The organism is Candidatus Tisiphia endosymbiont of Parasteatoda lunata, assembly GCF_964030955.1.
Classification (GTDB): domain Bacteria; phylum Pseudomonadota; class Alphaproteobacteria; order Rickettsiales; family Rickettsiaceae; genus Tisiphia.
In genome coordinates this window covers 944,573-963,109 of sequence record NZ_OZ035003.1, presented here as the reverse complement: position 1 = coordinate 963,109, position 18,537 = coordinate 944,573, and the positions used below count along the sequence as shown (strand labels likewise).

Annotated in this window: 19 protein-coding genes and 3 pseudogenes; 9 read left to right on the top strand and 13 right to left on the bottom strand. The window is 32.5% G+C overall.

Annotated features, from left to right (window positions below; translation table 11 throughout):
* Positions 1 to 17: 17 nt before the first annotated feature.
* Entirely contained in the window at positions 18 to 200 is a 183-nt protein-coding gene (locus AAHN00_RS05990; protein WP_342272410.1) for a hypothetical protein, read from the top strand.
* A pseudogene (locus AAHN00_RS05985) lies at positions 155 to 358 on the top strand (transposase); the annotation flags it as partial. The gene AAHN00_RS05990 and the pseudogene AAHN00_RS05985, both read left to right, overlap by 46 nt.
* Here AAHN00_RS05985 and AAHN00_RS05980 read toward each other — a convergent pair.
* From AAHN00_RS05980 to AAHN00_RS05930, 11 genes and pseudogenes are all read right to left on the bottom strand, one after another.
* Entirely contained in the window at positions 333 to 3,260 is a 2,928-nt protein-coding gene (locus AAHN00_RS05980; protein ID WP_342272409.1) for a hypothetical protein, read from the bottom strand. The pseudogene AAHN00_RS05985 and the gene AAHN00_RS05980 sit on opposite strands and share 26 nt — an antisense overlap.
* Before the next feature lie 16 nt (positions 3,261 to 3,276).
* Entirely contained in the window at positions 3,277 to 5,715 is a 2,439-nt protein-coding gene (locus AAHN00_RS05975; protein WP_341752335.1) for a VirB4 family type IV secretion/conjugal transfer ATPase, read from the bottom strand.
* Positions 5,716 to 5,747: 32 nt separating this feature from the next.
* Complete coding sequence (gene serS / locus AAHN00_RS05970) at positions 5,748 to 7,040, bottom strand: serine--tRNA ligase (protein WP_342272408.1); 1,293 nt, start codon at positions 7,038 to 7,040, stop codon at positions 5,748 to 5,750.
* Positions 7,018 to 7,772: pseudogene (gene tatC, locus AAHN00_RS05965) on the bottom strand (twin-arginine translocase subunit TatC). The gene serS and the pseudogene tatC overlap by 23 nt, the downstream one beginning before the upstream one ends.
* Positions 7,773 to 8,203: 431 nt before the next feature.
* On the bottom strand, positions 8,204 to 8,416 hold the full coding sequence (locus tag AAHN00_RS05960; RefSeq protein ID WP_342272407.1) for a hypothetical protein: 213 nt from the start codon (positions 8,414 to 8,416) through the stop codon (positions 8,204 to 8,206).
* A 20-nt stretch (positions 8,417 to 8,436) separates the two neighbouring features.
* Positions 8,437 to 9,366: an IS982 family transposase gene (locus tag AAHN00_RS05955; protein WP_342272406.1), complete on the bottom strand. Its 930-nt coding sequence runs from the start codon at positions 9,364 to 9,366 to the stop codon at positions 8,437 to 8,439.
* Positions 9,367 to 9,449: 83 nt separating this feature from the next.
* Positions 9,450 to 9,611: a hypothetical protein gene (locus AAHN00_RS05950; protein WP_342272405.1), complete on the bottom strand. Its 162-nt coding sequence runs from the start codon at positions 9,609 to 9,611 to the stop codon at positions 9,450 to 9,452.
* Positions 9,560 to 10,087, bottom strand: coding sequence for a 3-hydroxyacyl-CoA dehydrogenase NAD-binding domain-containing protein (locus AAHN00_RS05945; protein WP_342272404.1), 528 nt, complete (start codon positions 10,085 to 10,087; stop codon positions 9,560 to 9,562). Before AAHN00_RS05945 ends, AAHN00_RS05950 begins: the two co-directional genes overlap by 52 nt.
* Before the next feature lie 5 nt (positions 10,088 to 10,092).
* Entirely contained in the window at positions 10,093 to 10,710 is a 618-nt protein-coding gene (gene tmk, locus AAHN00_RS05940) for a dTMP kinase (RefSeq protein ID WP_342272403.1), read from the bottom strand.
* On the bottom strand, positions 10,700 to 11,731 hold the full coding sequence (gene zapE, locus AAHN00_RS05935) for a cell division protein ZapE (RefSeq protein ID WP_342272402.1): 1,032 nt from the start codon (positions 11,729 to 11,731) through the stop codon (positions 10,700 to 10,702). Before zapE ends, tmk begins: the two co-directional genes overlap by 11 nt.
* A 926-nt stretch (positions 11,732 to 12,657) precedes the next feature.
* Positions 12,658 to 13,128 (bottom strand): annotated as a pseudogene (locus tag AAHN00_RS05930) (IS982 family transposase); the annotation flags it as partial.
* Positions 13,129 to 13,191: 63 nt separating this feature from the next.
* Here AAHN00_RS05930 and AAHN00_RS05925 point away from each other — a divergent pair.
* Together AAHN00_RS05925 and AAHN00_RS05920 are read left to right on the top strand one after the other, a co-directional pair.
* On the top strand, positions 13,192 to 13,482 hold the full coding sequence (locus AAHN00_RS05925) for a transposase (RefSeq protein WP_342270937.1): 291 nt from the start codon (positions 13,192 to 13,194) through the stop codon (positions 13,480 to 13,482).
* A complete protein-coding gene (locus tag AAHN00_RS05920) occupies positions 13,440 to 14,342 on the top strand; it encodes an IS3 family transposase (RefSeq protein ID WP_342272567.1) in 903 nt (300 codons plus the stop codon). The genes AAHN00_RS05925 and AAHN00_RS05920 overlap by 43 nt, the downstream gene beginning before the upstream one ends.
* A 72-nt stretch (positions 14,343 to 14,414) precedes the next feature.
* Here AAHN00_RS05920 and AAHN00_RS05915 read toward each other — a convergent pair whose 3' ends face one another.
* Entirely contained in the window at positions 14,415 to 14,615 is a 201-nt protein-coding gene (locus tag AAHN00_RS05915; protein ID WP_342272401.1) for a hypothetical protein, read from the bottom strand.
* Between the two features lie 138 nt (positions 14,616 to 14,753).
* Positions 14,754 to 15,734, bottom strand: coding sequence for a transposase (locus AAHN00_RS05910; protein WP_342271025.1), 981 nt, complete (start codon positions 15,732 to 15,734; stop codon positions 14,754 to 14,756).
* A 39-nt stretch (positions 15,735 to 15,773) separates the two neighbouring features.
* Between AAHN00_RS05910 and AAHN00_RS05905 the strand changes: the two genes are divergently transcribed.
* The 5 genes from AAHN00_RS05905 to AAHN00_RS05885 all read left to right on the top strand — a co-directional run bounded on the left by AAHN00_RS05905 (position 15,774) and on the right by AAHN00_RS05885 (position 18,298).
* Entirely contained in the window at positions 15,774 to 16,484 is a 711-nt protein-coding gene (locus tag AAHN00_RS05905) for a transposase (RefSeq protein ID WP_342272400.1), read from the top strand.
* Positions 16,485 to 16,582: 98 nt separating this feature from the next.
* The gene (locus tag AAHN00_RS05900; protein ID WP_342271924.1) at positions 16,583 to 16,750 is read left to right on the top strand and encodes a hypothetical protein; all 168 of its coding nucleotides are present in this window, start codon (positions 16,583 to 16,585) and stop codon (positions 16,748 to 16,750) included.
* A 102-nt stretch (positions 16,751 to 16,852) separates the two neighbouring features.
* Complete coding sequence (locus tag AAHN00_RS05895) at positions 16,853 to 17,128, top strand: hypothetical protein (RefSeq protein WP_342272399.1); 276 nt, start codon at positions 16,853 to 16,855, stop codon at positions 17,126 to 17,128.
* Between the two features lie 61 nt (positions 17,129 to 17,189).
* Positions 17,190 to 17,480 carry a transposase gene (locus AAHN00_RS05890; protein ID WP_342270937.1) on the top strand — a complete coding sequence of 97 codons (291 nt, stop codon included), beginning with the start codon at positions 17,190 to 17,192 and terminating at the stop codon, positions 17,478 to 17,480.
* On the top strand, positions 17,438 to 18,298 hold the full coding sequence (locus AAHN00_RS05885; protein ID WP_342272592.1) for an IS3 family transposase: 861 nt from the start codon (positions 17,438 to 17,440) through the stop codon (positions 18,296 to 18,298). The genes AAHN00_RS05890 and AAHN00_RS05885 overlap by 43 nt, the downstream gene beginning before the upstream one ends.
* The last annotated feature ends 239 nt before the right edge of the window (positions 18,299 to 18,537 follow it).

Here is an 18,537-nt window from a genome sequence, read left to right as displayed (position 1 = left end):
TATGGCTCATTTAGAAAGTGTCACAACACAAAAAGAATATATCTGTGAAGTGTAAGATTTTGTTAAAAAATATCTTATCTTATCTTTTCTTGATAAGATATTTAAAATTTATGTTGAAACGACGCACTGCAAGTGCGGGGTTTTTCTCCCAAAGTGGGACAATAAAAGGCAGATTATTGAAACCATTAATGATCAATTGAAAAACCTTTTTCATATAGACCATACAAGGCATAGATCTGTTATGAATTTTCAAACTAATGTATTAGCTGGGCTACTTGCCTATGTTTTCAAACCTAATAAAATTTCTGTAGCTTTTGGAAAATTAAACAATCTCAACCTTCATCTTGCATCAAACTGAGGTTCTCTTTACATCCAACACCATCCGGTAAGGCTTCAAAGGCCACTGTTTTAGTATCGATATTTGATAGACAATAACGTTGTAGTGGTTTATTCGGATCAATTAATACCCAACCAGGCTTACAAGTACCTAGTGCCAAATCACCTATTTTTGTGTCAGGATCATCTTTTTCTGTGCTAGACCATGTTGCATTACCACTGTCATTAGTTGGGGTGGTAATTGCTTGACATTTAGGGGCAAGAACTGAAGTACAAAAACCTAATTCTTGTGGGGTTTGATCTCGGATTGCAGCAGTTTTGTCAAGAGAAATACCATCCTTATCGACAAGAATACCTTGCTCATTAAACTTAGCAGTATAATGCTGCCCATCAATGTTTATTGTAGGACCTAGTGACGGGGAAGGATCGATTCTATTATTACTATCTACAGACACTTTACATACTTCAACATTTGGCTTACGATTATTTTTATAACAATACATAGAGTTATCACATTTATAAATCGTAATACCCTTTGTCTTAAGATCGTCTATAGTCTCGGCAGAGTTACAACCAGTATGAGTATCCTGACAGATTTGCAGACCTAGGTATTGCATACTTTTTGTCTTAAATTTTGAGCAATCAACTGTATCTGATTCAAGTAGTCTTGCTAGTATACAGTTAGTATTATTTACTCCAGGAATACATTTGTCTATATCTTTTAATTGTAAACAACCATGCGTTGCACCTTGAATATATTTACCATTTATATATTCAAGACCCTTTAAATATACAGCATCTGTAGTAGGAATTCCTGTCTTAGCATCATAGGGGATCTTGTCGTCTTTATAATTACCATATATTGTTAAAGGATTCATAGATTTTTTGCCAGAAAATGGCATAGCAGTATATATAGTGGGGGGGGTATTAGAAATATATGCCATGAAGGAAGTAAAATTAAATCCTGCTAAATTTATTATTGCTTCTGTCTCGCCTGCTATTGACTGAGTAACCGATAATGGTGTAATAACAGTACTAGTTGAATCAACAGTATCCTCTTTATCGTCTAACACTCGTATTGACGCAATAAATTGAGGGGTATAATAGCTATTATTATTGCAAGTAACTCTAGGAAGTCCTCCACACAGATAGGTTAGGATTTGGTAACCATCTGTTACTCTGTTTTCACAACCAACCAAGTTATCTCCTTCCGCTACACAAATAGATTTTGGATCACGACGAAGATTAGGATTTAAGGTAGTATTCCTAGTAATTGAAGCAACAAAAGTCCTGTCACTGACATTATCTCTGAGCTTAAAGGTTTTTTTGAGTGGTAGTAAACTTGTAGTATCTTGACCTTGTATAGGAGGAAATGCAAGACTAACATCAATAAACTCACCAATATTTATGCCCCATATTTCTTGACAAGTAATCTTACCATTTGCTTCTTTGCTATTACAATCAGGTAAATCATCAACATAGTAACTACTTGGTGTAGAATGATTACCTACTTTTTGTGCGTAAACTATCCTAAAGCCATCTTTGCAACCATCCTCAATAGTACATTCAAAGGGAATTTTTGTGTTAACACAACGTTCTTTATCATTAGCTGAACATTTTTTTATTGCATCGCGTTGAATGGTAGCAATATGAATTCCTTTGGCTGAAGAAAATGGACCAAGATTATCTATTACTACACATTTATCGGTTTCTTGTGGATTTTCTTTATTTCTACAAAGAGGGACAAGATTGTCTAAACTAACACGTACGACATTATGAATAAAATTATTTCTTAATTTAGACACCACACATGGTGCATTTGAAGATTGAACAAATAAATTACCTTTCTTTTTACTGCATACAAGCTTTGTCGTAGGAGTAATAATGAACTGTTTTAATTTAGGGCAGTATGGTGGTGGAAAAGGACCTAATGGTAATTCAACGCAACCAAATTGGTAGTCATCAACAGAACGATTTAGTGCACCAAGTGCTTCTACTATTTGTTTTGCCACCTCATACATCCATTGTTGTTCAAAAATATATCCTATCCATTTAACTATTTCTTTTATAACATCAAGACCTGGTGTATTGTCAGAAGCAATCATGTCTAATAACTTACCTAATAGTACTGATATACTTATACTAGACTTAATGTCTATTAAAAATTTTAGAATTTTTGCAAAAGGGTGTAACTCATCTGTTTTATGAAGAGGTTGTCTTATTGGATTCCAGTCCATCGGATCTAAGTGAACTCCGGTAGCTAAGACGAGGTTTACCAAGCCAGGATCACTATATGCACATAGCTTTGGTCTATTAAACGGTTTTCCATCATCTCCAACGATCGGTTTTCCATCACTTCCAATAATCGGTTTATCATCTTCTGTAAAGCCAACATCATTCAAATGTTTTCCAGGTGTATAACCAGGGTCTGCTGGCGTTCCTTTACTATTCAAGGCTGTTGGTGCAACTGCAGGAACAGCAACCCTAGCACAAATTCTGAGTAAGGGTAGGGCATAAGCCCCAGGCCATATTATGCATTCACCATCCCAATTCAAAGTAGTGGATTGATTCCAGCATGCAACTGCATTACAACTTTGAGTTCTTATACGAATCTTTGGTGAAAAATAAGAGCTTTCTGGTGTACGTTCCGCACAGTGCTGAAGATAAAATCCAATAAATTTCTCAGGAGGATCAAATTGAACCAAGCAATTATCTGTATCGCGCCCATCCCGTCTATTCCATGGTGGGCATATAGGATTTGGCTTTATTGTTCGTTTTATACTTCCATTCCATGTTTCATTTATCTCACTATACCCGCAATTGCAAGGATCACTTAGACATTGTGCAACTCCATCCCAAAATGAAGAATAACTCTTGCTAGAGTAAATCAACAAAAAAAATGCTAGATAATATTTTTTTAGCACCAAACTCCTCTTACAACTAAATATGATTTAATGCTATATACAAAGGATTAATCCAATTATCAGGATGTCCTGGATATTGTTGTAATATTTCTTGATATATTTTTAATTCCTCGGTTCTACAGGATAGAATCTTGATAATGCCAATTAAACTTCCTATACTTAACTCCAAAGCAATAGATTGATTATTTTGATTTATTAAGAACATTCTAGAAGCAATTGTAAATTTCGATAATTTATTTATTTCTGATTCATTTAATCCTAAAATTTGTTCTAAATACTGTGATTTTATTTCTGATGGTAAAATTATTTTAGTGTCTATTAAATCCAACCAATTCTGTAGCACCTTTGTTTTTGTTGACTGTAGATAACTAAAATTAAAATTACTAACCATTATTCCATTATTACTCAGCAATCTATCAGAAATCATTTGTGATATGTTATCAAAATTTTCCGGTCTATACAAGGAATCTAGATTATCTATTGCTAATATTTTTGGACTCTTCCCTATAATAGTTAAGTGATAATTAAAAGCATATATTAATCCTGCACATAAACTATTATGCTTAGTCAAATTCATTGAAAAATCTTCTAGAAGTTTTCTATCTGTTGGATAAAAACGTTCAGTAAAAGACTTCCCAGAAAAAGGATACAAATTAAACCCGATTATGCCGCCTTCAGATAAAGGGAATTTATCACTATCAAATATACCATCATATAATCCTCCTTTTGTATAATCAGTCAACCTTAGTTTAATTAAGTCTCCACCTTCTATAGAAAAGTCCATTGTTTTTAAAATGGAGGAAAAATTACGTTCTTTATTATCTAAAGTCCAAATTTTATCAGCGAAGTTTTCTAGAAAAGCTAATTCTGCTTTGGTTAGAGGGTAAAAAGAATGATTGCAAATTATCTTAAGAAATTCGATAACGAAATTCCTTGACTCTAGAGTATCATCTAGTAGAAATGGATTTATTAGGTTCTTCTCCTTTTCAAACCACTGCCCTTCAATTGATTCAACAAAAATCTTTGAATTATTATTATTGGAAAGATATAATATTGTTGGCTTGTATTTAGTTGCTTCAGAAATTAAAAAATTTGTTAGTACAGTCTTACCAGTATTAGCTGTGCCAAAAATACAAGTATTTCCTCTATTATTACTTTTAGCATGAAAATTCATAAAGTAAGGAGTTCCTTTTTCTGTTCTAAGCAAAGTCACCGCTTTACCCCATATGTTATTTTGGTTTCCGGTCGGGAAATTATGTAATGAGGCCAAAGCGGCGGTATTTTCTATAATTGTGGGAGCGAGCCTCCTAACATAGGAAAAGTTCCCTGGGAGCTGTGCCCAAAATGTTTGCTCTAAGTTTATATCTTCCCGCACATGGACAATACCAATTTTAGCAAGTTCCTTAGATGCTTGGGCAATTGATTGATCCAATTTCTCCAAATCTGACCCTATAATAGCAATAGAAATTTGTTGTTTACAAAATTGGTTCGGGATTGAAGCATCAAGGTTCATTATCTTATCTATTCCTGTAATTTCAGCAAGTTTAGTATCCTTACTAACTTGTAAAATATATGCCTGTTGTTCAAATGTTTTAGATACTTCTTTTTTATCAACGAAGTAAAATATTTCTGTTGCTATTAATTCCACAGGTAATTGTAGGAATCCATCAAGTGCAGCTGATGATACTTCTTGATATTCCTTTATTGAAATAATGGAGGCAAACTTTTTATCATGCCTACTTATTACTTCAATCTTATCGTTACCAACTGCATATTGATTAGAGGCTAAAGCATTAGATAGATTTGCAATCGGTACTAAGCAATATTCTTCGTTGAGATGAATTATTCTACGATATAAAAACATCAAATCAGAGTAAGATTCTTCTCCTTCAAATCTTATTCCTAACTTTACTGCACCAAAATCTTGTAAATCCAAAAGTATTTTGTCAACAGTACTATTTAGCATTTTAAAAACACTATCTAAATAGTTATTTTGGTAATTGACAAGTTTATCGAAAGACAAAGAAGTTATTAAAGAGTTGATATCTTTAACTTTAATTTTAGCAGAATCATAAATTATTGAGATATATAAGGTATTAACAAATTTATCATCCCAGTAATTTTTTTGTTGCCATAAATTGTGAATATTAGCTGGTAACAATTTATTGTAAGGAGTTGGGTCATCTAAGTTTGTCTTACGTCGTACAGTATGTATCCAAAATGCAAAATTTTTATTATGAACATTTTTCTTAATCGCATTACGCACTACTTCTCGTAAATTGAATAACTTAGTGCTAATATTTTCTGCATTGATACCATTTATTTGGATAGTTTGGAGTAGTTCGCCATTCTTAGTTAACAAAGTATTCTCATTATAATGACAAGCAATTGGAATGAAATCCTCTGCAGAATTATTATATAAATCCTTATCAACTTTTCTTGAGTTGCTAGCTATTTTGAACACCAATGATACCTATCAAATACATGTTATTTAGACTCTTTAGTGGTATGAATTCGCTCCAACCCACCCATGTAACTCACCAAAACATCTGGAACTGTTATTGAACCATCTGCATTTTGGTAATTTTCTAGAATTGCGATTATTGTCCTACCAATTGGTAAACCAGAACCATTCAAAGTATGGGCAAGAGTGGTTTCGTTGCTATCAAATTCTTTATATCTAGCTTTCATCCTTCTAGCCTGAAAATCTCCACAATTAGAACAACTTGAAATCTCACGGTATAGATTTTGACCAGGCAACCATACTTCCAAATCATAGGTCTTTTTGGCAGTAAATCCCATATCTCCAGTACAAAGCAACATAACTCTATATGGTAGATCAAGTTTTTTTAGAATGGTTTCAGCTGCATTAGTTATATATTCATGTTCACGCTGAGATTCTTCTGCAGTAGTTATTGTAACCAACTCAACTTTACCAAACTGGTGCATACGTATCATACCTCTAGTATCTCTACCACTACTTCCAGATTCTGATCTGTAACAGGGTGTGTAAGCAACATAACGTATAGGCAATTCTTCCCTAGCTATTATGGTATCGGCCACCATATTAACAAGAGGTACTTCACCTGTTGGAATTAACCTGTAATTATTCACCGTTTCAAACGACTCTTCTGCAAATTTTGGCAATTGACCACTATTATACATAGCAGCTGGTCGCACCAAAGATGGAGGAGATAGTTCAGTAAAATCAAATTCTTGAGTATGTGTATCAATCATAAAATTAATCAATGCACGTTCTAGCTTTGCTAAATCTCCCTTTAGAGTCACAAACCTACTACCAGACATTTTAGCAGTACGTACAAAATCCATCATTCCTAAACTTTCACCAAGTTCAAAATGCTGCTTAGGTAAAGGAAGAGATAGTTTTGTTGTAATGTCTCCTACTGTTTTAAGCAGTTTATTCATACTGCCATCAGTGCCATATGGTACGTCGGGATCAGGAAGGTTTGGCAATACCTCCAACATATCGTTTAACTGGTGATTACTATTTAATTTTAAATTCAGTTCTTCCAGTTTCTCATTTATGTGATCCACATCACGCTTTATTTCTTCAAATTCTTTACTAAATTTGTTAGGCATGTTGCCTAGATCCCTAGATTTCTTCCTTCTTGCATGCTGAAATTGCTGAATAAGATTAGTTAGCTGGCGTTTGCTTTCATCTAGTTTAGTAATTTTATCGGACATTGGGGGAATTCCCCTTTTGATAAGTAGATCATCAAATTCCTGCTTATTCTCCCTAATCCACTTTATATCTAACATTTAACTTCCTCGATTTTCTACAAATTTACACATAATAATTGAAGTTTCATATAATAAAAGCATTGGTATTGCAAGGGCAAATTGGCTAAGTACATCCGGTGGAGTTAAAATACCAGCAATAATAAAAATAATTACTATAGACGATCTTCTTTTGTCCACTAAGTCTTTTGCTGTTAATATTTTTAATAAATTTAATATTAACATAATAATTGGTAATTGGAAAGCTATACCAAACGCAATAATTAACTGAATTACTAAGTTTAAATATTCACTAATTCTAGCTTCTAGAATTAGTGGAATAATAGCATTATTATCTTCAAAGCTTAGAAAAAATTGCCATGCACGCGGCATAACAAAATAAAATACAAAGATGCTCCCACACCAAAACAAAACAGGCGACATAAAAAGAATAAAAGCAGCATATTTCTTCTCACCTGAATATAACCCAGGTCTTATAAATAAAAAACATTCTATAGCGATAATTGGCATAATCATGACAAAAGAAACAAAAGCTGCAAGTTTTATATAAGTAAAGAATGCTTCAGTAAGACCAGTATAGATCACTTTTCTTATATCAGCATGATCTAATTCTGCAAGTGGCTCTAATAAAATGTTATATATATCGTTACTGAAACAATAACAAATAATAAAACCAATAATGAATGCAGCAAATACTCGTAAGAACCTAGCCTTTAGCTCTAAAAAATGCTCTTTAAAAGTATATGACTTCATAAATTAACCAAATGTACAAGTTTAAGTAGGTATATAACCTCAGTTTAATGTAAGACATCGGTTTAATAGCCTAGGATGTCATATATGGACGTTCCTGCTTTCGTGAGGAGGTATTACTAACGTGGATAGTCAAAATAGGTTGTTATGAACCTAAAAATTGAATAGAATGATAAAAAACTCATCAGAAGTATACTATATTCTAGAATAGAAAACCAAAAATTGCGTCGTCATTATCCAAGACTCTAGCGGTATACTCAAATGATCCTACGAGCAGTATACCATCTATAAAAAAGGTTTGTAACTAGAATGATTATAACAAAGCTTTAAGAAAAATGGGAGAAATAATCCTTAGTTTTGATGAAAATTATACTAGGTGTTTAGTCCTAGAAGTTTTGCTATTGTCTTTTCTTCAAAGCAAAATAGTATAATCCCTATAATGTGTCATAAGAGTAGTCTAAATCTCCTAGGGAAGGAAGAACTTCATCTAACAGTTCTAATTTACTCTCTGTTGGCTGATCAAAGTTAGTCTGTATTTGATTTTCTTTTTGTTCTTGTGCTGTAACTATCTCAGAAGCCTCATTTAAATACTCAATACCCTCTTTAACATGTATCCCCTGCATATCATTTTTCTTTGCGATATTCACATTATTTAGATCATCATCTATTAAAACAACCTTCTTATTCTCAGAAACACCAAAATACGTGAATTCGGGATAAGGATATTGTGAACATGTAGATTAAAATCAAATTTTGTTGAAGGTTTATTTTTCTTTAATGAGTAAGCAACAAGAGTAGATAATATATGGACAAAGGCATTTATTGGTGATCTATGTCTAGTATGTTCAAGGTTCATTTTATTTTTTAGATAATCAAAAACTGTTTCAATTAAGTTACGCTTTCGAAGTAAGATTTTTTCTTTCAAATCCATTAATTTATTTTCCATATTCTTCTTAATTCCATGAATCATTTTTAAGCCTCTTTCATATAAATTTAAGAACAAATTTTGCTTAATATAACCTTTATCAGCTGCTATAATTCCAGTTAATCTTTTTGTTAACTCCGGTACTGGAACCCTATCATCTACATTGCCTTTGGTCACTTTTAATGCCATAAACTCCCCTTTATTATTGATTATTACATGTAATTTAAAACCATAAAAATACCCCATAGAGGATTTACTATGTTTGGCTAATCCTTTAAAAACTTTATTGCTATAACGCCTTTTATTGTGACAAGCTTTAATCGTTGTAGAGTCAATAAAATAAATACCTGTTTCCTCAGCAAACAACAAATGAATCAACATATTTAGCGGTATGAATAATCGTGCCATTAATTCAACAAATCTATTATAACTCAAGGCTTTGGGAAAATCATCCTTATGCATGCACTCTATATAACTTTTATAGAAAAATTTAAAATGCTTAGCATAGGATGTATGAAACATAATTATTATTGTTAACATTTCACTTAGACTCATGCTACAACAGCGATTTCTTTGCTTATTTGATGGTAATAACTTTCTCTGTTCATACTCCAAATAAATTTTACAAAAATCATCTATAAAACTATATAATTCTGTGATATCTTTTCTCATGCCTGTAGTTTGTTTTTTTGTTTAAAAATATAAATACTGCAGGCACTCCTTTTTGACAATCCTTTTATCTATTACTATTTCATCTATATCTTATCCCGAACTGACGTAACTCGATTTGCTATAAAACCTGGAGTATCGTGACATTTAATAATAGTTTTCCCTAAATCTCGTGTTAGAAAATCTGATATCCTCTCTATAACCCCTGAGCTAACCTCTGAATCCACGACAAGTTCAAGTAATTCCATATATCTTGGAGGATTAAAAAAATGACTAATCTAGACCTGATGGTAGATTTTATAGAATCAGGCATTTGCTCTTTTAATTTCCTTAAAGGTAAGGTTGAAGTATTAGAAGCTAAAATAGCATCTTCTTTTAGGTAGGCTAGAATCTTCTCATATAGAAGATGTTTTATTGCAATTTTTTCAATAATAACTTCAATGATCAAATCACATTCTGTAATCAGCTTTAGATCATCTTCTAAATTACCAATGGTAATAAACGCTAATTTACTTGGATGCGATAAAGGAGCTGGTTGTTGTTTCTCTATATTTTCTAGAGCCTTTGTAAGGATTGCATTCCTGTCATTAGTGTCGTTGCTTACTACATCTAGTAAAACAACTTGGTGAGAGGAGTTAGCTATCAAGGAAGCTATTGCTAGCCCCATTACTCCAGAACCAATAACACATATTTTCTCTATTTTCTTCTCTATTTTATCTTCCATCTTATTCACCAAACCTTTGTAACGAGCATCGCAACTATTATATTATGAATTTCTTGTACACTAAGAGTTGAGGCATTTATTTTTACTATTCTATTTGGAAATTTAGCTGATATATATTGAAATCCGTCATAGACTTTTTGATGAAATTCAATATTTTTGCTTTCAAATTTGTTATTATTCCCTCGCACTAATGCCCTTGGTAAGGCAATATTTGGATCTATATCAATAAAAAATGTAATATCAGGCATCACATCAGATATTAAAGACTTATGAAGATCATAAACTAAATCAATCCCTATATCTTGCCCTTGATAACAAGCAGTAGAATCTACAAACCTATCACAAATAACTGATATCCCACAATCTAGTTTAGGAATAATCCTTTTATGAACATGTTCATAACGTGCTGCCATGATTTGCAGCAATTCTGACATAGGTAGCAAATCTTGATTAACTAAAATGTCACGCATCTTCTCCGCAGAAATAGTCCCCCCTACTTCACGTGTTAAATCTGCTGAAATATTTTGTGATAGTAAATACTGGTATAACATATTACTTTGGGTGGATTTACCGCACCCTTCTCCACCCTCAAACGTAATAAATTTACCCTTTTTAATTGCCATAGCTATCACTATTCATTTCATATAATCTTGAAATAGTTCTGTTAAATTCACCTTTGCGAAAACCATTCTGATATATTTTTATAGGTTCATCTTGTAATGTCATGAATAATACAACCTTATAAAAATAAGCATTATCAACAAAATTAATAAACCTAACAGCTAAGTCTGTGTTATCAGAACTTATTATACGAATATTTTCTACTATTATGATAGAAAATTTTTGGCAAATATTTACATAATCAACATAACCTAATTCTCTTACAAATAGCTCTTCAAAATCTGTCACTAATATTTTTTCACTAGCCATTTTAAAAGATATTTTACGTCCAAAAACTAGAATATACTTAGACACTAATCGGTTATTACTATTTAACTTGCTAATAATATTCTGTATCTCAAGCTTATTATCTTCATTAATGGGGTATATTATGCGTCTATTAGTCATGTGTATAATTTTATCTAATCGATAATCATGCTCACTATCCAAATGCATAACTTCAAACTTTTGATAAATCTCTTTAATTATTGGCAAAAAAGAATTTTTTTGTAAACCATCTTTATACAAATCTTTTGGCTCTATATTACTAGTAATGAAGATAAACACCTTATGTCTTATGAGTTCAAGGAGCAGCGGCCCTATTATCATAGCATCAGTTATGTCTTTAATTTCAAACTCATCTATGCATATTACTTCCGCCTGCTTTGCATAATTTGCAGCAATTCTTTTGATAATATTATTTTTAGATTGTGATTTATCTTGCAACTGATAAATATCTTTATGTACCGATTGCATAAAGTTTTGGTAATGTACCATTAATTTCTTAATTTGCAATATTTGGAAAAAATGTTGCATTAATACAGTTTTGCCATTACCTACATTACCATATAAATATATAGCTTTTTTTGCTAATAAACTGCTATTAAAGAATCTAAAAAACGACTTATCTTCAATTTGTTTAGCAAACTCTTTAATTCTGCTGAGTAAAAGCAACTGCTTTTCGTCAAATTTTAATTCAGGCAATATATTACATTCTCATTTTAGATTTAGTATAACCTGAACCTGAGTTCGATATAAGAATAATTATTCCCCCCTGCAAAAGTGATGTCATTCCTAACTAAAAGCAGGAATCCATGATACTTAATAGCCTTTCAGGCTATTTTTAGTCCCCGCCGTAGCAACACCGAGACTATTAAACTGATCTCCTATATCGAACTCAGGTGTATAGGTAAAATTAGAAAATAAACTAAAAATACTCTGAAATAAATAGTTAACCACTCTGCACTGCAAGTGCAGAGCTTAATATTACGGCATGAATGCCTCATGTATGTACTAACTTAAAAGTTAGAAACTATTTGTGTATGGCTCATTTAGAAAGTGTCACAACACAAAAAGAATATATCTGTGAAGTGTAAGATTTTGTTAAAAAATATCTTATCTTATCTTTTCTTTTCTTGATAAGATATTTAAAATTTATGTTGAAACGACGCACTGCAAGTGCGGGGTTTTTCTCCCAAAGTGGGACAATAAATATATAACAATTTACACCAAGGCAACCTCATTAAAATATTACTCTAGTTTTTTCTAGCAAGAGTTCTATAACAATATAAATTTTACTGGTACTTTTTTGTCTAGTCATTTACAGTTTACACAACGATTTATAGGATATGTGAATATAAAGGAAGTAACTGTCTATTTATACAACAACAAAATGCAAAAATATTCATCTTTTGTAAAAATAGATAAAAAATCCTTAGTAATAATTTATATTTTAGTTTAGTTTAACCTATAAATTGAATATAAAAATATTTAGGGTTTTTTATGGAAGAAGAAGAGATTAATTATTGGAACAACTCAAAGTATGCACCTTGTCAATATGCTACTAGGTTACTGGACAAATTACGTAAGATACGTGAATTCGGGATAAGGATATTGTGAACATGTAGATTAAAATCAAATTTTGTTGAAGGTTTATTTTTCTTTAATGAGTAAGCAACAAGAGTAGATAATATATGGACAAAGGCATTTATTGGTGATCTATGTCTAGTATGTTCAAGGTTCATTTTATTTTTTAGATAATCAAAAACTGTTTCAATTAAGTTACGCTTTCGAAGTAAAATTTTTTCTTTCAAATCCATTAATTTATTTTCCATATTCTTCTTAATTCCATGAATCATTTTTAAGCCTCTTTCATATAAATTTAAGAACAAATTTTGCTTAATATAACCTTTATCAGCTGCTATAATTCCAGTTAATCTTTTTGTTAACTCCGGTACTGGAACCCTATCATCTACATTGCCTTTGGTCACTTTTAATGCCATAAACTCCCCTTTATTATTGATTATTACATGTAATTTAAAACCATAAAAATACCCCATAGAGGATTTACTATGTTTGGCTAATCCTTTAAAAACTTTATTGATGTGGTTATAGTTTTCCGGACAGTTAATAGGAGACAATATTAACAGAAAGGAAGTACAAAAATGACTAATAGCAAACCAAAGGTTTATCCGGCTGAATTTAAAGAGTCAGCAGTTAAATTAGCAATTGAGTCCAAGCGACCTGTGTCACAAACAGCTAAAGAGTTAGGTATTACTAGAAATACTCTATATACTTGGGTAGATAAATATTCCAAACCTAAAGAATCAATAATGCGAACAGATGAACATCTCTATGATGAATTAAAAAGATTAAAGAAAGATTTAGCTAGGGTAACGCAGGAGCGTGATCTATTAAAAAAGGCTGCCGCGTACTTTGCGAAAGAGTCCCAATAAAGTACGCATGGATAAAGAAGCATAAAGGTGATTTTTCAACTGCGATTATGTGCAAATTTATGAAAGTATCACGTAGTGGCTATTATGAATGGTTAACTACCCCTGAATGCAATAGGGACAAAGAAGATAATGCTTTAACCTGTAAGATTAAAACAATTTTTCAAGAAGGTAGAAGGAATTATGGATCTAGACCCATTAAAAAGGAACTATCTAGACACGGTATAATTGTTAGTCGGAAGCGGATTGCAAGGCTAATGAATGAAGCTGGTTTAGTATGTAAAAGCAAACATAAATTTAAAGCAACTACTGATTCTAGTCATAATAAGCAAGTTGCTCCTAATTTATTGGATAGAAAGTTCAAGGTCTATGCTGCTAATTGTTATTGGGTTGGGGACATCACATATGTTCCAACTGAAGAAGGTTGGCTGTACTTAGCAACCGTTATTGATCTATTTTCTAGGAAAATTATAGGGTGGTCAATGAATAGTAACATGAAAGCTGATTTAGTTAATAATGCTCTGCTAATGGCAATATGGCAACGTAAACCACCTAAAGGACTTATTTGGCATACTGATAGAGGTAGTCAATATTGTTCTGATAGCCATTCAAAACTTACAAAACAACATGGTATTATACAGAGTATGAGCGGTAAAGGAAATTGTTGGGATAATGCTGTTGCTGAAAGCTTTTTTCACACTATAAAAACAGAACTAATTTATCAATATAAATTTAAAACTAGGGAGGAAGCAAAATATGCCATATTTGAATATATAGAAGTATTTTATAATCGTATAAGGATGCATTCAACTAATGACTATCTATCACCTGTACAATACGAGAAAATGCAAAAATGTGCCTAAACAAACTGTCCGGAAAACTGTTGACAGATCAAGTCGATGGTTAAATAGTAAGGATTTCCGCCCTAGCGGGATCTACAGAGAAGTGTCAAAATATATTGATAGGGAAGCTTCTTGTTTATTGTCCCACTTTGGGAGAAAAACCCCGCACTTGCAGTGCGTCGTTTCAACATAAATTTTAAATATCTTATCAAGAAAAGAAAAGATAAGATAAGATAAGATATTTTTTAACAAAATCTTACACTTCACAGATATATTCTTTTTGTGTTGTGACACTTTCTAAATGAGCCATACACAAATAGTTTCTAACTTTTAAGTTAGTACATACATGAGGCATTCATGCCGTAATATTAAGCTCTGCACTTGCAGTGCAGAGTGGTTAACTAGTGGGAGATGACACCAGGAGTTTCGCAGTTAGCAAAATTGCGAATCAGCTAAAAGGCATCTAATGTTGTTCTGAATTGATGTTTTTATAACTTCCCAAGTTTGTTGATATAAAGTAATTTTTTCATTTATCCTCCTTTTGTTCATATCGAGCCAAGCAAATACGGCAAGGCAAATATGATTTCTCTGAGCTCGACCCGTGCGTGCCTGACAGCGTTCAATACCACAAGTTTGTTTTAATTCTCGATGATAAACTTCTATAGACCACCGTGCCTTAACAATTTTCTCTATTTGTTCACGTGTTGGATTTTCTAAGTTAGTTGTTATGTAATCAATGCGACCATTTTTTGCCACAAACTTAAATACCGTAACCCAACCGTATCCACGTAGGTGAATTTTTAGTCCCTCATCAGGAATCTCTAAACTTTCTAAGCTAACATTATGATTAACTTTTCTATTTTTTCTTAGGTTACTAACCCATGTCCAACCTAAATTACGTATATGTTTCAAATTCTCCAAACCGCTATACCACGCATCCATTACTACTGCATCAGGATTGATCCCTCTTTCCTTAGCTAAAGTAAGCATATCACAAAAATGCTCATTCTTTGTTTTTCCATCAGTTTCTTTATCATATATTCTATAATCTACAGGGGTAGATTGATCAGTTTTAGCATTGTAATGCAGTAAGTTGACCATCCCTATACCAGGTATAACATCATGTACAGCTCCAGAATATTGATAATGTACAAGCTCAATTTTCTTACTGTATTGCTTTGACAATAACGTGTCATCTCCCACTAATAAACAAGAAGCTTCCCTATCAATATATTTTGACACTTCTCTGTAGATCCCGCTAGGGCGGAAATCCTTACTATTTAACCATCGACTTGCACTATCATGAGATAGGTTTATTGGACTTACTTCAGATAATGCTTTACCACTATATCTTACGCTACTTGCTTGTAAAAATGATTTATATAAGTCTTTGCTACATTTTGATCTTGCCATGCTTAACTAAAACTCTTTCTTGCTAGATTAACATATTTTTTGCTAAGTGCGAAACTCCTGGACACGTTATTGTCAAAGCAATACAGTAAGAAAATTGAGCTTGTACATTATCAATATTCTGGAGCTGTACATGATGTTATACCTGGTATAGGGATGGTCAACTTACTGCATTACAATGCTAAAACTGATCAATCTACCCCTGTAGATTATAGAATATATGATAAAGAAACTGATGGAAAAACAAAGAATGAGCATTTTTGTGATATGCTTACTTTAGCTAAGGAAAGAGGGATCAATCCTGATGCAGTAGTAATGGATGCGTGGTATAGCGGTTTGGAGAATTTGAAACATATACGTAATTTAGGTTGGACATGGGTTAGTAACCTAAGAAAAAATAGAAAAGTTAATCATAATGTTAGCTTAGAAAGTTTAGAGATTCCTGATGAGGGACTAAAAATTCACCTACGTGGATACGGTTGGGTTACGGTATTTAAGTTTGTGGCAAAAAATGGTCGCATTGATTACATAACAACTAACTTAGAAAATCCAACACGTGAACAAATAGAGAAAATTGTTAAGGCACGGTGGTCTATAGAAGTTTATCATCGAGAATTAAAACAAACTTGTGGTATTGAACGCTGTCAGGCACGCACGGGTCGAGCTCAGAGAAATCATATTTGCCTTGCCGTATTTGCTTGGCTCGATATGAACAAAAGGAGGATAAATGAAAAAATTACTTTATATCAATAAACTTGGGAAGTTATAAAAACATCAATTCAGAACAACATTAGATGCCTTTTAGCTGATTCGCAATTTTGCTAACTGCGAAACTCCTGTTTTAGTTAAGCATGGCAAGATCAAAATGTAGCAAAGACTTATATAAATCATTTTTACAAGCAAGTAGCGTAAGATATAGTGGTAAAGCATTATCTGAAGTAAGTCCAGTTAACCACTCTGCACTGCAAGTGCAGAGCTTAATATTACGGCATGAATGCCTCATGTATGTACTAACTTAAAAGTTAGAAACTATTTGTGTATGGCTCATTTAGAAAGTGTCACAACACAAAAAAATATATCTGTGAAGTGTAAGATTTTGTTAAAAAATATCCTATCTTTTCTTGATAAGATATTTAAAATTTATGTTGAAACGACGCACTGCAAGTGCGGGGTTTTTCTCCCAAAGTGGGACAATAAACCTATCTCATGATAGTGCAAGTCGATGGTTAAATAGTAAGGATTTCCGCCCTAGCGGGATCTACAGAGAAGTGTCAAAATATATTGATAGGGAAGCTTCTTGTTTATTAGTGGGAGATGACACGTTATTGTCAAAGCAATACAGTAAGAAAATTGAGCTTGTACATTATCAATATTCTGGAGCTGTACATGATGTTTGATGTGGTTATAGTTTTCCGGACAGTTAATAGGAGACAATATTAACAGAAAGGAAGTACAAAAATGACTAATAGCAAACCAAAGGTTTATCCGGCTGAATTTAAAGAGTCAGCAGTTAAATTAGCAATTGAGTCCAAGCGACCTGTGTCACAAACAGCTAAAGAGTTAGGTATTACTAGAAATACTCTATATACTTGGGTAGATAAATATTCCAAACCTAAAGAATCAATAATGCGAACAGATGAACATCTCTATGATGAATTAAAAAGATTAAAGAAAGATTTAGCTAGGGTAACGCAGGAGCGTGATCTATTAAAAAAGGCTGCCGCGTACTTTGCGAAAGAGTCCCAATAAAGTACGCATGGATAAAGAAGCATAAAGGTGATTTTTCAACTGCGATTATGTGCAAATTTATGAAAGTATCACGTAGTGGCTATTATGAATGGTTAACTACCCCTGAATGCAATAGGGACAAAGAAGATAATGCTTTAACCTGTAAGATTAAAACAATTTTTCAAGAAGGTAGAAGGAATTATGGATCTAGACCCATTAAAAAGGAACTATCTAGACACGGTATAATTGTTAGTCGGAAGCGGATTGCAAGGCTAATGAATGAAGCTGGTTTAGTATGTAAAAGCAAACATAAATTTAAAGCAACTACTGATTCTAGTCATAATAAGCAAGTTGCTCCTAATTTATTGGATAGAAAGTTCAAGGTCTATGCTGCTAATTGTTATTGGGTTGGGGACATCACATATGTTCCAACTGAAGAAGGTTGGCTGTACTTAGCAACCGTTATTGATCTATTTTCTAGGAAAATTATAGGGTGGTCAATGAATAGTAACATGAAAGCTGATTTAGTTAATAATGCTCTGCTAATGGCAATATGGCAACGTAAACCACCTAAAGGACTTATTTGGCATACTGATAGAGGTAGTCAATATTGTTCTGATAGCCATTCAAAACTTACAAAACAACATGGTATTATACAGAGTATGAGCGGTAAAGGAAATTGTTGGGATAATGCTGTTGCTGAAAGCTTTTTTCACACTATAAAAACAGAACTAATTTATCAATATAAATTTAAAACTAGGGAGGAAGCAAAATATGCCATATTTGAATATATAGAAGTATTTTATAATCGTATAAGGATGCATTCAACTAATGACTAGTATAATGGACTGAAAAAATTAGACAAAGAAGCAGGTATTTTTGTTTCTCAATAAGTATAGAATAGTTAACCACTCTGCACTGCAAGTGCAGAGCTTAATATTACGGCATGAATGCCTCATGTATGTACTAACTTAAAAGTTAGAAACTATTTGTGTATGGCTCATTTAGAAAGTGTCACAACACAAAAAGAATATATCTGTGAAGTGTAAGATTTTGTTAAAAAATATCTTATCTTATC